We start from the raw sequence: 13,996 nt of genomic DNA, 5'->3' as shown, positions 1-13,996 counted from the left end.
CTCGAAGAAAGCTTGAACAGCATGAGAGCCTTGTTTTATCGGCTCAATCAGTCAGGGATAGAGGTGGATATCTCCGCCTTTTCCAAAGCGAATAAAACACAAATACAGAGTACTTTGCCAAGATTTACAAGGCCTTAATCTCAAAAGTGAAACAGAAGCATCGCAGTACAGTGATGAGGATTTTTCCTGTAGATTCTACAGTGATAACGTTAACAAGTCAGCTGCTTTGGCAATAGGGATACCATCAGGTAAAAATATGGATAGAGGGTTTGCGAGCTAGAAGTTTCTAGACCAGTTATGTGAAGCGAACAAAGCGTTTGTTGTGAGCATCAGAAACAATATGAGAACAGAGCTGAGTCACGACAGATACCGACTGGTTCGTTTTTATGATATTGCCAGCAAGAGAGAGTTTCGACTAGCGACGAATCTCTGGAGTTTAACAAATGAAGAAGTAGCTGAAGTGTATCGGCAGTGGTGGGCGATTGAGAATCTATAGAAATTCCTGAAGATGCACTTATCATTAGACCAGTTGATTACAAAGAGTGTGAATGGGATAGTCAAGCAGATATACATGGTGTTGATTGCGTATTTAATTTTAGAGCTAGTAGATATTCCTGAATCCTTTGGGAGGAAACTGTTAGATAAGTTGCGATATTTGCAACTGGAACTCAGTCGGCGGTGTTCCATCGTGCATTGGAGCTTTGATTGGCAGCCAGAGTTCCTTGTCTCTTAAAATGTTAAGTTTTGTTGCAGAATTCAACACTTCTGCATTTCTATGATTCTCTGAACCAATTCAGGGTGCCCCTCTTGCACTAATTTTCGACAAAAAAGCAGAAGACAATTCCTCAGAACGAATTCTGTCCAAAAGTCCAAAATAACATTACGAACGCTGGTTTATGAGGGAAACGGTGTTGCCGGAGTCTCGGTACTAGCCTACTCTGGTTGCGGGGAGGAATACAATTCCGGTGGCATTAGCTCCGGTTGCAGGCTAACTGTTTGGCGGCGATCGCCCCGTTGAATCTCTAGGGTCATTTTCTCGCCGAGTCTTGTTTGCTCAACAACGCTCTGTACCTGTTGGGGGCTGGGTTGATTGACATCGTTAATTTTGGCAATCCAATCTCCCGCTTGCAGACCCGCTTTGGCCGCCGGGGAATTGGGGGCAATGCCGATGATCAGCGTGCCTTGGGTTTGGTTGAGTGTCCAGTCGGGACGAGCTTCACGGATTCGAGCCGCCAGTTCGGGCGTCAATTGCACCATGCGAATTCCCAAATAGAGGTGCTGGGCGCGACCGGTGGTAATGATTTGCTCCGCAATGCGATAGGCCGTATTGATGGGAATGGCAAACCCCAGACCCTGCGCTTGGGAGATCACAGCGGTATTGACCCCCACCACTTGACCGACGGCATTCAGAAGGGGTCCTCCGGAATTCCCCGGATTAATGGCTGCATCCGTTTGAATGAAGCTCACCCGCTTATCGGCAGCGCCAATTTCATTACTGGCACGCCCTGTGGCACTAATAATCCCTGCCGTCACGGTGTTACTTAGCCCCAAGGGGTTACCAATAGCGATCGCCCACTCACCGGGAACCAAGGCATCGGAATTGCCCAGTTGGACCGTGGGTAAATTTTCAGCCTCGATTTGCACCACCGCCACATCCGTCAGGGAATCAGCACCCACCACTTTGCCGTTGAATTGGCGACCATCGGGGAGTGTGACTCGCACGGCACCAGCACCTTCCACGACATGAGCATTGGTCATAATCTTGCCATCGGGGGTAAATATAAACCCAGAGCCTTGACCTTGACGCACCGGCACATCTGGTATCGGAAAAGGATTGAGAAAACTATCCTCTTTACTGTGACGCATCCGCAGGGTATCAATGCTTACCACCGCTGGCCCTGCCTCAGCAACCACCTTGGCAATGAAATTTTCGCCCGCGTTGGGTCGATCCGGGGGGGCAGGGGGAGGCAGAGATGCTGCAGTATTGGGGGTGGGGGGGGTGAGATTTGGCAGACGTAGCGAACAGCTCGTCAGTACTCCTAGGGCGATCGCCATCCCAACGAAACTCAACTGTGTACGAACCATACTGAACCCAACTCGGCATCAGATCCACTCTAGCCTTATCCTGAAAGTAGTGAGTCTGTCGAACGTCTGCTGCCATGCTGACTGTGATTAGCTACCTCGAACAGCCCATCACCTTTGATAGTTTCTTTGGGCCTGTGACCCTTCAGCCCGGTCGCAATGAAAATGTTGATGAACGGCGCTGGCGCAACTGCCAAACTCACAATCCTGACCTACAAGCACTGATGAAAAAGGGACTCGTTGTTGTCGAAGAATTGGGATAAATTTAGACTGAGAATGCCAAACTGCTCTTCCACCTGACCTGTTTAGACCCCCATGAGCTACCGCATTGATCCCCAGACCTATGCAGAAACCGATGGCCCGACGGTGGGCGGTCTGCGGCTGACGGATACCGACCCAATTATTTTGTCCACAGTAGATTGCCACTGCCATTGCCTCTAGCATCACAACGGTATGACAACACGGTATGACAACAATGATGGCGGGCGGAACCGGGGCTGCCACGGGTGCCCTTTGAGTGTTGCTCCTTGCCCAAGGGTACGTCCTCTTTATAAGTTCTTAAGTTTATGACAGATAAAGTAGCTGCCCTCTTTCAACAGGGGCAACAGGCCTTCGAGCGCGGAAACTACCAACAATCCATTGCCCTTTTAGGACAGGCGGTGGCGCTGGCGGAGGGAAATGCGCTGCGATCCGGGGAGATTAGCCTTTGGTTAGTCACGGCCTATAGTGCTGCCGGCGATCAAGGGGCAGCCCTGAGCCTCTGCCGTCAACTCCAACGGCACCCCGATCATCACACACGGCAGGAAAGTCGTCGCTTACTGGCAATTTTGGAGGCTCCCCAACTGAAACGCCGCCCAGAATGGTACACTGAAATACCTGATCTCTCCCATGTGGGCGATCGCCTTCAGTGTGCCGCCGGTAATCGCGCCTACACATCCCCCTATCGCTCTGCCCCGAAAAAGCAAGCCGCTCCCACCCAAAACCCCCAAGAACCACCGTCCCTCGCCACCCCTTTGCCGAACGCTTTCATTTGGATTGCCCTCACGGTCTTGGGCGTGGTTACCCTCTTGGCAGCTTGGTTATAGTGACCGCTGCTCTAGATGAGCAAACTGACGATTAATCTGATCTATTTACGCTGCACAGTGCTGAGCATTTGGGGCATCGAAATACCTTGTGTCTATCTAAGCCGTTGTGAATATGACCGCAGCAAGTACAGATAAATCCTGATCTTTTTGGATTGCAGTTTTGTACTTGGGCAGCCCGTAGCGTTGTTCTGCACCAGAGAGCATGCGGATGGCTTTGATGAGTCCGCCCTTTTCCCACTGTCGGAAGGTGTACAGACTGACCAATGACTCTCTCAAGCTAACATTGGATGATGAAAAAGCTGCAAAAAGATACGATAGAGAATAGAAATGTCTGCTAACAAGCGATCGCGAATGCCCCAAGACCTTGAATCAGAATTTCGACAGCAGGTGGATCGTCTGCATCACTTTACCGTGGTTATGCGCTGGAGTGTGGTGCTCTTTCTTTGGCTCACCGTGGGCACTTTGAGTCTCTGGGGCTTCCGTTATGAAATCGGCCTGATGCGGGAGCACTTTACGTGGGCGGCGCTGCGCTATGGGATTTTCTTCAATCGGCTGCCGGCGATCGGCTTGGCACTGTGTATTGGCATGACCCTGAGTGTTCTCTACTGGCAGACCCGCAACATTTTCTGGGGCAGATCGCCCAAGTGGCAGCAACGCCTAGAAAAACAAGTCCTGCGCATTCGGCAGCAGGGAGAGCGCCACCCCCTATGGCATTGGGTGTGTCGGCAGTAGGAACGCCGCAAGGGGTGCCGGCACGGGGAAAATAATCAGCAGCAACAACACTAGAGCCATCAAGCCAAGGGCATCGCGCCCGTTATCCAGCTCGCTGACATCATTCAAGGCAGGTTCATCAAAGGCCGGCAGGAAAAACAGGATCAAGACCCAGACAAAAAGCCACGGTTGAATAAACGCGAGAATCAAGACCAGTAAACGGCTGACTTGGCCAATGATTGCCCCCGCCCGATGGCCGTACATGGCATGGACAATGTGACCCCCATCCAATTGACCCACGGGCATCAAGTTCAAGGCCGTCACCACCAAACCCAGCACCCCGGCCACTGCCATGGGATGGAGGTGGAGCGCACTGTCACTCTTGAGGGCAGCACCAAAAATGGCTTTGGCAATGAGGGCAAAGAGAATGGAAATGCGCGGACTAAACACCTGCGGATTGAGAGTTTGCTCCGAAGCATTGGCGGGCAATTGCACCACCTCAGACTGCTGTAACCCCCAAACTAGAATCGGCAGGGTGACAAGCAAGCCGGCCATCGGACCTGCTATACCAATGTCAAAAAGGGCACGGCGATGGGGAACGGGCGATCGCATCTGGATAAAGGCTCCCAGTGTACCCATGGCAAAGGGCAAGGGAATAAAGTAGGGGAGTGTTGCTTTAACGCGGTAATACCATGCAGTGGCAAAGTGTCCCAGTTCATGGATGCCCAAAATCAACAGCAGACTGACGCTGTAGGGCAACCCCTGCCAGAGCAAGCCGGGATTGAGTCGGAGTTCTGCTGCCGTCAGATCAGGCGCCGCCAAGGCCAATCCGGTGACCGTTGTGGTGAAAAACGTCAAGGCGAAGAGGCCAAGGCTAAGTCCGGGACGAAAAAGCTGTTGGGGCTGGGGCAGGCGATCGCGGGGAATCAAAGCGAAAAAGGGCTTATTACTCAAACCCATTTGAAACATGACCAGAAAGCGATCGCCAAAGCGTTGGGCGATATTGCGCTCCACCGTTTCATAGACTTGGTTGGCCTCACCGCGCATTTGCCCGCGGCAGATCACCGCCTGCGGACGATACTCAATTTGTTGCAGGTAATACATCCCCCAGGGGAAGCAGCTTTGCAGTTGCGTCTCTTCCTCCTGATTGAGAAGCTTGCCATTTTCCGTCGTTGGGGAAGGAGGGGGTGTCAGCGGTGCAGCGGGTAAGGGGGGCTGACCTCGGCGCAAAAGCACAAGGTAGAGCACGGAACTAGTGACAAACACGAGGATCAACCATCCCGAGGGCACAGGGGTATTCCCTAGAAGCAGCATCCAACCCCCAATAAAAAACGCTGGCAACATCAGCACCAGCCACAGGAGCCACCAAGGGGTTTGACTGACACGGGCAGCACTCTGGCGGACAATAAAGACCAAGATCAAACCCAATACAATAAGGGAAATCCATATCATGATTTCGATACCTGTGGCTCAACAACCGAAACCGCCCCGCCTTGTATTGCCCATGGTTTATGGGTTTCCACCAAACCGCGAGACGCTGGGAGGCACGGCTTATCTCATTGTAGAAAATGATGGCAATACACTTATTGATTCTCCCCCTTGGACGGAGAGCAACCAAGCGTGGCTTATGGAAAAGGGCGGCGTCAAGCGCCTCATCCTCACCCATCGGGGGGCGATCGCCCGCGTACGCGAGATGCAGCGCACCTTTAACTGTGAAGTAATCATTCAGGCGCAGGAGGCCTATCTTCTGCCCCAAGTGACCGTCACCCCCTTTGATCGTCATCTTTACGTCGGTGACACCCTAGAAGTCCTCTGGACCCCCGGTCACTCCCCCGGCAGCGCCTGCGTGTATTGGCAGGGTCAAGGGGGCGTTCTCTTTACCGGCCGCCATCTGCTGCCTACGCCGACAGGACAACTGGCACCGATTAAAACGGCTACCACCTTCCACTGGCCTCGACAACTGCGCAGCGTTGAGGCAGTAAAAGCCTTCTGTCGGCAGAAGTCCTTGAGCTATCTTTGTCCGGGGGCAAATATCGGTTTTCTGCGGGGGACACCGGCGATCGCCAATGCCCAAGCTGTCCTGCAAGAACTCCCTGTTAATAACCTTTTGTTTAACAAGTTTTAATGTTTGCTTAATTTCCCTATTAGGATAATACAAGTTCGGGAAAAGGAACTTGGAGAGATCGTTAAACCCCACTTTTATCAAGACTTGCATCCTCTATAGTGAAGGTAGGCAGAGGGAATAAGCCCAAGCAATACCAAGCAAAATAAAAACAAAGTTAGTTGTTGGCGCTATTCTCTCTGTAAACCACCCCGTGGGCAATCTGAAACCTTAAAGAACACAGGAGGATAAGCGTATGGCACTCGTTCGTTGGGAACCGTTCCGCGAAATCGACGCGCTACAACGCCAAATGAACCGTCTATTTGATGAATTGATTCCCTTGACCGAACGCCGCAACGATCTCAGCTTCCTGCCGGCGGCTGAACTGGAAGAAACCCCAGATGCCTTGCTGCTCAAAATTGAACTGCCGGGCATGGATCCGAAGGACTTGGATATTCAGGTGACGGCAGAAGCGGTGTCTGTCAGTGGCGAGCGCAAGTCTGAAAGCCACAGCGAACGCGATGGGATGAAACGTACCGAATTCCGCTACGGGAAATTCCAACGGGTCATTCCGCTGCCGGTGCGGATTCAAAATACCGATGTTAAAGCCGAATACAAAAATGGCATCCTGCACCTGACCCTACCGAAAGCGGAAGAGGAGAAAAACCGCGTCGTCAGAGTAAACGTTAGCTAACTTGCCACCGGCAAGGCCAGAGGGCTAACGTTGCCAACAATAAAGATCAAGATCCCCCGCCGAGGGGGATTTATTTTTGAGGGTGGGTGAACGGCAAAAGCCGCCTAGGAGGCTAAGGCTACCTCAACCAGTTGTTGCAATTCGCCACTTTGATATAGCTCAATGAGAATATCCGAACCCCCGATGAACTCGCCATTGATAAACACCTGGGGAATCGTTGGCCAGTTGGAATACTCCTTAATCCCTTGGCGAATCTCAAAATCCTCAAGGACATCCACCGTTTCATAGGGGACGCCGAGGGCATTCAAAATTTGCACCGCATTGTTAGAAAAGCCACATTGGGGCATGAGCTTGCTGCCCTTCATGAAGACAATAATTTTGTTGCTTTTAACGAGGTTGTCAATTTTAGCGTGGAGTTCTGGTGTCATGGTTCGTGCTACCTCTTGAGTTCACAAGTTACAAAAGAACAGCAATAGATTGCATTCTAAATCACTGGCGTTGTGCCCATTGCTGAGGGGTATAGGTCTTGAGAGCAAGGGCGTGCAGTTCGTTGGTAGCCATCAACTCCTTCAGGCTGCTATAGACCAATTGGTGCTGCTGCACTAGTCGCTTCCCCTCAAAGGCGGCAGACACCACCACTGCCTCATAGTGATCGCCGCCACCGGTTAAATCTTGCACCTGCACAAAGGCGTCGGGCAGGCTGGATTGAATAAGATGAGTTAGTTGCTCAGGGGTAACCATAGATAATTATTTAGTCCTGACTCGAATCAAGAACCAGAAAGTCTATTTTCCTAGTGTATCTCTAAATGCCTGCCAGCAAGGTTTTGCTAGCCTATACACCGTGAGTGAGGGGGAAGCACCGTTGCAAGGCGCGCACCAACTCCTCGATGCGAACCGGCTTACTGACGTAATCATCCATGCCGGCCTCAAGGCAACGCTGGCGATCGCTCTCCATGGCATTGGCGGTCATGGCAATAATGCGCGGACGGGGTTGGTTCAGCCGTTGAAACAGGTCAATCACCTCTCGCGTGGCCGTCACCCCATCCATCTCCGGCATTTGCATATCCATCAGAATCACATCGTAGGGCTGTCGCCGCACTGCCTCCAACACCTCTAGCCCATTGGCAGCCACGTCCCCGCGGTACCCCAACTTTTCCAGCAGTCGCAGGGCCACCATTTGATTCACCTTATTGTCCTCGGCAACGAGAATCCGTAGGGGCGGCAACCCTTCCTTGAGACGTTCCAGCGAAGGAGCAGAAGGTTGGGGCTTGACGATTTGTCGCCGACGGTCAAAGACATCGCTGAGGACATCAAAGAGGGTGGACGGTTTGACCGGCTTACTCACCAGACTATGGAAAAGTTGCCGCTGTTGGGGCGTGAGGTCGTTGCCCACGGAGGTAAGAAGGATAAGGGGCAGCCGGGGATACTGCCGATGCAGGTGCTCTGCGAGTGTCACCCCGTCCATCTGCGGCATTTGTAGGTCAAGGATGGCCGCATCCGGTAAAGGTTCACGGCTTAACAGCGCCAGCGCCTCTGGCCCACTGGCTGCCAACAGGGGTCGCATCTGCCAGTTTTGGGTTTGCAGTTGGAGGATTTGGCGATTGATAGGATTGTCGTCCACAATTAGCAGAGAACGCCCCTGCAAGGAGGGAACAGAAGACTCGCTAATGCGATTGGGATTGAGAAGAAGGCGAATCCGAAAGTAAAAAACTGAGCCACTGTCGCGAATAGGCAGCGCTTCATAGTCCTCGGGAGGATTGCCCCCACGGGCAAGGGAACCTTCCTTGGTTTTTGTTTCCAGCCAGATTTGCCCCTGCATACGCTCCACAAGTCGCTGACAAATCGCCAGCCCTAAACCCGTACCCCCATAGCGGCGGGTAACTGAGGCATCTGCCTGACTAAAGGGCTGAAACAGACGAGAAACGCGATCGCTCGGAATACCAATACCGGTATCTTGGACGGCAAAAAACACGTCGTAGTAGGTAGGCAAAAAGTCAGAGTAATCGATTTTGGTTGTCCGTTTTGCTTTAACGTGCAAGATTACTTCACCCTTAGGTGTAAACTTAATCGCGTTGCTGACCAAATTTATCAGTACCTGCCGCAGCCGCCCCATATCACCAATGACCTGTCGGGGCACGCTAGGGTCAATATAACTGATTAGCTCAACTTCGCGTTCTCGCGCCCGTTCTCCTAGCAGATCCAAGACTTCTTCGACGCAACTGTGGAGATTAAAGGGATAAGCCTCCAACTCCAGCTTGCCGGCTTCAATTTTAGAGAAATCAAGAATGTCGTTGATAATCGTCAGCAGCGCATCGCCACTGATGCGAATGGTACTCACAAATTCCCGCTGTTGCTCGCTTAAAGGCGTATCCAAGAGCAATCCCGTCAGACCGATGATGGCATTCATAGGGGTGCGAATCTCATGGCTCATCGTTGCCAGAAACTCACTCTTGGCACGACTGGCCTCTTCGGCAGCTTTGCGGGCTTCCTCTAAGAGTTGCCGCTGTTTAACTAACGCCGAAATATCCTCCCATGTCCCCAAAAAGCAAGTCTTTCCCTCCTGATCGGTCAAGGGAACAACGCGAGCACTAATCCAGCGATGGCTGCCATCCTTTTGTAAGAGGCGAAACTGTTCCTGAAAGGGTTGTTTCTTCTGTTGACACGCCTGCCACCGCAGCGCAATCTGCTCTCGATCCTCCGGATGCAGACGCTCAAGCCAATGTTGTTGTGCTTCAAAAGCACTTTCCACCTCTAAAAACCGCAGCATCGCTTGGTTCAAAAAGGTGGGCTTTCCCGTGGCCTCCAGCCTAAAAATACCAACCGGCGCCATTTCGCTCACTTGCCTAAACCGAATTTCACTGGCTGACAGTTGGTCTTGCCAGCCTTGCTGCCGCTGTCGGTAACGCACGCTTAAATAAACACTCACCGCCGTTACCACCCATACCCCTAAAAATCCGCTCAAGAGAGGAAAATAAACTGTTGAGCTAAGCTTGGCTTCAAGGGCAGCCGTCGGCAAATGTGCCACTATCCAGAGCGAGGCATTGCCGTCCTCAATCAGTGCGCCACTTTCAGGATCAAAAGAGCGCTGTTCATTCCCTAGAGGAAAAATTTGGCTATAGACAAAAAGACCTTGGTCATCCATCCAGCTTCCTTCAGGGGCAGCTTGCATATACGCCCAGAGACGCGGATACCGCTGCTGCATGGTAAATGACTGCCGCTGGGGATCGTTTGCTACCCACTCTTCCCCCCAATAGTGGCCAACTAGCCAGTGACCCTGCCGATCCACCAATAGACAGCTAAGGTAGGGATTCCGACAGATCAGCTGAAATTCTTCAAATAGAGGCTTGGCAATGTAGCGCACCATCAAAAAGCCACCGTCGGCCACCCGTACAATTAGGTACAGGAAAGGCTGAGCCTCAACCCTAGTGGACTGCGGATCACTGAACAACTCAAAGGGTGAGACAAACAGCTCTCCCGGTTGTAGTTGCCGCAGAGCCGGCCAGTAGCGTTGCAGCTGCTTTCGATCAACAGGAACCCCTTCTTTAACGGCTGTTGCCTCCTGCTCCTGATCAAGGGCAAGGCTCAGCTGGGGTTGACCGTTGGCGTCCAGAAGAAATAAGCAATCATAGTTTTGCTTCTCTTTGAGCCACCTCGTGAGATCCTGCTTATAGGCCTGTAGCCGACTGGGCGTCATCCCCGAGGTGAATTTTGAACCAAAGACAGCATAAAAAGTTTTGATATCGTTAGTAATGGTTTCTAGATCATTTTTCAAAACCAGCTCAGAGCGCTCAATTTTTGCGACTTTATCGAATTCTACTTGACTAAGGAAATGGCTGCGCTGGATGCCGTAGAGGACAAGAAAAAAGGCGGTAATGACTCCTGTGGCAGGCAGAAAGTACTTCAGGAACTGCGGGAGTAGAGGGCGAGACATAGATTTTGCCATGCTGTATGGGGGGCAAGCCGCCCCGTGGAAGCTCAACAAGGAATCACAAAATGGTGTATCCTAGATCAGGATGACATCACTGTTGCTAGTATACCCAGTTTGCCCAATGATTGAGCCGTTGTTGTGTGGTATTGTGCTAGGCCTGATTCCGGTTACGTTGGCAGGGCTGTTCTTTGCTGCTTATCGCCAGTATCGCCGCAGTAGCTCCCTAGAGCTGTAAAGAATCTCCCGCAAAGGTTCCCTCGCTTCCCAACATTGCCTATGACTTTACCCGTGGTTGCGGTAGTGGGTCGCCCCAATGTGGGGAAGTCAACCTTCGTAAATCGCCTTGCCGGTGAACGGGATGCCATTGTCCACGATGAACCCGGTGTTACCCGCGATCGCACCTACCGCCAAGTGTTTTGGCAAGATCGGGAGTTCTTGGTGGTGGATACCGGGGGCTTAGTGTTTGATGATGACAGTGACTTTTTGCCCCTGATTCGCCAGCAGGCAGAAATTGCCCTTCAGGAAGCCACGGCTGCCATACTGGTGGTGGATGGTCAAGCGGGTCCGACGGCATTGGACTACGACATTGCTGCGTGGCTACGACAGCTTTCTTTGCCTGTGTTAGTGGCGGTGAATAAATGCGAGTCGCGCCAGATGGGTCAAGTTCAAGCGGCGGAGTTTTGGTCACTGGGGCTGGGGGAACCTTACCCGATTTCCAGTATCCACGGCAGCGGTACGGGCGAGTTGCTGGATCAATTAATCACCTACTTGCCGGCGGTGGAAACGCTCCCTGAGGCGCCGCAGATTCAGGTGGCCATTGCCGGGCGTCCCAATGTGGGTAAATCCAGTTTGCTCAATGCCTTGATCGGGAGCGATCGCGCCATTGTCAGTCCGATTTCCGGAACTACCCGCGATACCATTGATACCGTCATTGAACACCAAGGCACCCAGTACCGCTTTATTGATACCGCCGGCATTCGGAAACGGGGTCATGTGGCCTATGGGCCAGAAATGTTTAGTGTCCATCGTGCCTTTAAGGCCATTCATCGCTCCGATGTGGTGCTGTTGGTCTTAGATGCCCTAGAAGAGATTACCGAACAGGATCAACGCTTGGCGGGGCACATTGCCGATCAGGGGCGAGCCTGTGTGTTGATCATGAATAAGTGGGATGCCGTTCCCGAGAAAGATGCCTATACGATGAATGCGTATCGCGATCGCCTGTATCAGCGGCTACATTTTCTTGACTGGGCAGATGCCCTCTTTGTCAGTGCCCATACGGGTCAACGCCTCGACAAAATTTTTGCAGCAGTGGATGCGGCAGTTGAACAACATCGTCGCCGCGTCAGTACAGCCGTAGTGAATGAAGTGATTCAAGAAGCCCTGCGTTGGCATACACCCCCCGCGACTCGCCAAGGCCGCCAAGGCAAAATCTACTACGCTACCCAAGTAGCCACTCAACCGCCAACCTTTGCCTTTTTTGTCAATGATGCCAAGCTCTTCAAAGAGAACTACCGCCGCTACATCGAAGGTCAAATTCGCCAACAACTGGGATTTCGCGGTACTCCCATTCGCCTCCTTTGGCGGAGTAAAAAACCCCGGGAAGCTGCTCAATTGGTGAGTCCCTAGTTTGCGTCTTTGGTTTTAGTCCTGTGGGCGTTCAACTTTTTTCACTAAGCTAAACTTTCCACTTTGGCCATCCTTACTCATCTCAATCTGGCCGACGTAAAAGAAGCGTTGCAGCACTTCACCCTCAGGTGTAAAGCGAATTTCCCCAAGGGGGGTTTCATAGACGCCCTTGAGAATCTCTTGATTTAAGGCCTGACGCAAGTCTCCAAGGGACAATTCCGACAAGTTCTTTTCTTGAGACAGTCGCGCTAGGGAGTCTGCAAAGACTTGAACTGCCGTAAAAGCTTGGGCACTGAACTGAGAGGGGGCTTGGCGATATTTAGCTTCAAAGGCGTCGCGGAACTTAACATTCATGGGATCGGGATTTTCGGGATTATAGGCCTGAGCCACTAAAACACCGTTACAGAGGCGACGGCAAACAGGGAAGAGGTTGACGGTATTGATACCATTGCCCCCCAAAATTAGCCCTTGATAGCCCAATTCCCGCAGTTGACGAATGAGATTACCACCGTCTGCTGCTAAACCGGAGATGACGATTAAATCAGGTTTGAGATTGAGGGTGGCATTAATCTGCGCTTGAAAATTGGTATCGGTGGTTTGGGTTTGCTGAACAATCACCAGTTCAAGTTTGGGGTTGTCTTGAATCGCTTTTTGGAAAATCTCAGTTTCTGAGCGACTAAAGGCATCATCTTGGGCAAAGAAGACAGCGACGCGGCGAATGTTGGGATTAATCTCAAGGGCGGCTTGAATCGCCGTGGGAGCCACCACATCCACCCCTGCGGAGACACGGCTAATGAAGGCACCGATTTCGGGAATACCACGGGCTGTGTTGGAAGGAGCCACTACTGGGACACCGGCTTGCTCAGCAATGGGATCTGCACTAAAAGCTTGCTGCGAGAGGGTGGGTCCAACAATGCCAATCACGCGATCGCGATTGATCAAGGTTTGAAAGACATTGACTGCTCCAGCCTCATCACTACCCGTATCTTGAATCACCAGCCGTAGGGTCTGCCCCTTGATCTGGCCTGCTTGGTTGAAAAACTCCCCGGCGACTTGCACCCCCTGTAGTGACTCTTGACCGTAGAGAGCTGCATTACCCGTTTGAGCGAGGGCAACCCCAAGGGGCAACGAATTGTTGTTTGCTGAGGGGGATTCGGTTACAGTACAGCTACTGAGGGCAATCGCCCCCAATGCGAGCAAGAACCAGCGACACTTCCCCGCCAACTAGACCCGCGCCTCCAAGGACTTCAGATACTCCGTATTCACTCCGGACTCGCGCACAAGGGCAATTTTCCCCGTGCGGGCAATTTCACGGATGCCGAATTTATTAAGCATTTGAACAATGGCCACCATTTTGCCGGGATCACCTGACACCTCAATAGTCAGGGAATCATCGGAGACATCCACCACCTTGGCGCGGAAGATTTGCACCAGTTCCAAGATTTCAGAGCGGGTGCTAGCCGTGGCATTCACCTTCAGGAGCATGAGTTCCCGTTCCACGCAGGGAATTGTGGTAATATCCTGCACCTTGAGGACATTGATCAGCTTGTAGAGTTGCTTGGTTAGTTGCTCAATGATGGCATCATCGCCGGGCACCACCATTGTAATGCGGGAGATGCCAATTTGCTCCGCCGGGCCTACCGCCAAGCTTTCGATATTAAAGCCACGCCGCGCAAATAAACCGGCAATGCGAGTGAGTACACCCGCCTCATCTTCCACCAAAACCGATAGGGTATGTTTCATAACGGAGATTAAATTTTGCTGCCATG

16 protein-coding genes are annotated in these 13,996 nt (G+C 52.1%); 8 read left to right on the top strand and 8 right to left on the bottom strand.

Features of this window, described 5'->3' with window-relative positions; genetic code table 11:
* Positions 1–933 precede the first annotated feature (933 nt).
* Positions 934–2,085, bottom strand: coding sequence for a trypsin-like peptidase domain-containing protein (locus ACK4IR_RS07795; protein WP_409873816.1), 1,152 nt, complete (start codon positions 2,083–2,085; stop codon positions 934–936).
* Between the two features lie 74 nt (positions 2,086–2,159).
* On the opposite strand from ACK4IR_RS07795, the gene ACK4IR_RS07790 reads away from it, so the two are divergent.
* The 3 genes from ACK4IR_RS07790 to ACK4IR_RS07780 all read left to right on the top strand — a co-directional run bounded on the left by ACK4IR_RS07790 (position 2,160) and on the right by ACK4IR_RS07780 (position 3,167).
* On the top strand, positions 2,160–2,345 hold the full coding sequence (locus tag ACK4IR_RS07790; RefSeq protein WP_409873815.1) for a hypothetical protein: 186 nt from the start codon (positions 2,160–2,162) through the stop codon (positions 2,343–2,345).
* Positions 2,346–2,397: 52 nt separating this feature from the next.
* Complete coding sequence (locus tag ACK4IR_RS07785) at positions 2,398–2,523, top strand: hypothetical protein (RefSeq protein ID WP_409873819.1); 126 nt, start codon at positions 2,398–2,400, stop codon at positions 2,521–2,523.
* Positions 2,524–2,648: 125 nt separating this feature from the next.
* Complete coding sequence (locus ACK4IR_RS07780; protein ID WP_409873814.1) at positions 2,649–3,167, top strand: hypothetical protein; 519 nt, start codon at positions 2,649–2,651, stop codon at positions 3,165–3,167.
* Between the two features lie 96 nt (positions 3,168–3,263).
* Here ACK4IR_RS07780 and ACK4IR_RS07775 read toward each other — a convergent pair whose 3' ends face one another.
* Positions 3,264–3,431 carry a hypothetical protein gene (locus tag ACK4IR_RS07775; protein WP_409873813.1) on the bottom strand — a complete coding sequence of 56 codons (168 nt, stop codon included), beginning with the start codon at positions 3,429–3,431 and terminating at the stop codon, positions 3,264–3,266.
* A 63-nt stretch (positions 3,432–3,494) separates the two neighbouring features.
* On the opposite strand from ACK4IR_RS07775, the gene ACK4IR_RS07770 reads away from it, so the two are divergent.
* Positions 3,495–3,899, top strand: a complete 405-nt coding sequence (locus tag ACK4IR_RS07770) for a hypothetical protein (RefSeq protein WP_409873812.1) — start codon at positions 3,495–3,497, stop codon at positions 3,897–3,899.
* Here ACK4IR_RS07770 and ACK4IR_RS07765 read toward each other — a convergent pair.
* Positions 3,873–5,330 carry a site-2 protease family protein gene (locus tag ACK4IR_RS07765; protein ID WP_409873811.1) on the bottom strand — a complete coding sequence of 486 codons (1,458 nt, stop codon included), beginning with the start codon at positions 5,328–5,330 and terminating at the stop codon, positions 3,873–3,875. The two genes, ACK4IR_RS07770 and ACK4IR_RS07765, sit on opposite strands and share 27 nt — an antisense overlap.
* Between ACK4IR_RS07765 and ACK4IR_RS07760 the strand changes: the two genes are divergently transcribed.
* Positions 5,329–6,003 (top strand): MBL fold metallo-hydrolase, encoded by a 675-nt coding sequence (locus ACK4IR_RS07760; RefSeq protein WP_409873810.1) that lies wholly within the window; start codon positions 5,329–5,331, stop codon positions 6,001–6,003. The two genes, ACK4IR_RS07765 and ACK4IR_RS07760, sit on opposite strands and share 2 nt — an antisense overlap.
* A gap of 232 nt (positions 6,004–6,235) precedes the next feature.
* A complete protein-coding gene (locus ACK4IR_RS07755; protein ID WP_409873809.1) occupies positions 6,236–6,673 on the top strand; it encodes an Hsp20/alpha crystallin family protein in 438 nt (145 codons plus the stop codon).
* Positions 6,674–6,777: 104 nt separating this feature from the next.
* On the opposite strand, the gene grxD is transcribed toward ACK4IR_RS07755, so the two are convergent.
* From grxD to ACK4IR_RS07740, 3 genes are all read right to left on the bottom strand, one after another.
* Positions 6,778–7,101, bottom strand: a complete 324-nt coding sequence (gene grxD, locus ACK4IR_RS07750; RefSeq protein WP_024125804.1) for a Grx4 family monothiol glutaredoxin — start codon at positions 7,099–7,101, stop codon at positions 6,778–6,780.
* A gap of 61 nt (positions 7,102–7,162) precedes the next feature.
* Positions 7,163–7,414: a BolA family protein gene (locus tag ACK4IR_RS07745; protein ID WP_409873808.1), complete on the bottom strand. Its 252-nt coding sequence runs from the start codon at positions 7,412–7,414 to the stop codon at positions 7,163–7,165.
* A gap of 91 nt (positions 7,415–7,505) precedes the next feature.
* Positions 7,506–10,604 carry a response regulator gene (locus ACK4IR_RS07740; RefSeq protein ID WP_409873807.1) on the bottom strand — a complete coding sequence of 1,033 codons (3,099 nt, stop codon included), beginning with the start codon at positions 10,602–10,604 and terminating at the stop codon, positions 7,506–7,508.
* Positions 10,605–10,722: 118 nt separating this feature from the next.
* Between ACK4IR_RS07740 and petG the strand changes: the two genes are divergently transcribed.
* Complete coding sequence (gene petG / locus ACK4IR_RS07735) at positions 10,723–10,836, top strand: cytochrome b6-f complex subunit V (RefSeq protein ID WP_409873806.1); 114 nt, start codon at positions 10,723–10,725, stop codon at positions 10,834–10,836.
* A 41-nt stretch (positions 10,837–10,877) separates the two neighbouring features.
* Positions 10,878–12,227, top strand: coding sequence for a ribosome biogenesis GTPase Der (gene der, locus ACK4IR_RS07730; protein WP_409873805.1), 1,350 nt, complete (start codon positions 10,878–10,880; stop codon positions 12,225–12,227).
* Between the two features lie 15 nt (positions 12,228–12,242).
* Here the strand turns inward: der and ACK4IR_RS07725 are convergent, their stop codons facing one another.
* Both ACK4IR_RS07725 and ilvN read right to left on the bottom strand, forming a co-directional pair.
* Positions 12,243–13,451, bottom strand: a complete 1,209-nt coding sequence (locus tag ACK4IR_RS07725; protein WP_409873804.1) for an ABC transporter substrate-binding protein — start codon at positions 13,449–13,451, stop codon at positions 12,243–12,245.
* Positions 13,452–13,970: an acetolactate synthase small subunit gene (gene ilvN, locus ACK4IR_RS07720; protein WP_149817577.1), complete on the bottom strand. Its 519-nt coding sequence runs from the start codon at positions 13,968–13,970 to the stop codon at positions 13,452–13,454.
* Positions 13,971–13,996: the final 26 nt, after the last annotated feature.

Origin of the sequence: Thermosynechococcus sp., from assembly GCF_046299635.1 — a bacterium.
Taxonomy (GTDB): domain Bacteria; phylum Cyanobacteriota; class Cyanobacteriia; order Thermosynechococcales; family Thermosynechococcaceae; genus Thermosynechococcus.
The sequence above is the reverse complement of the archived record's forward strand: the minus strand, read 5'-3'. Positions and strand labels throughout refer to the sequence as shown.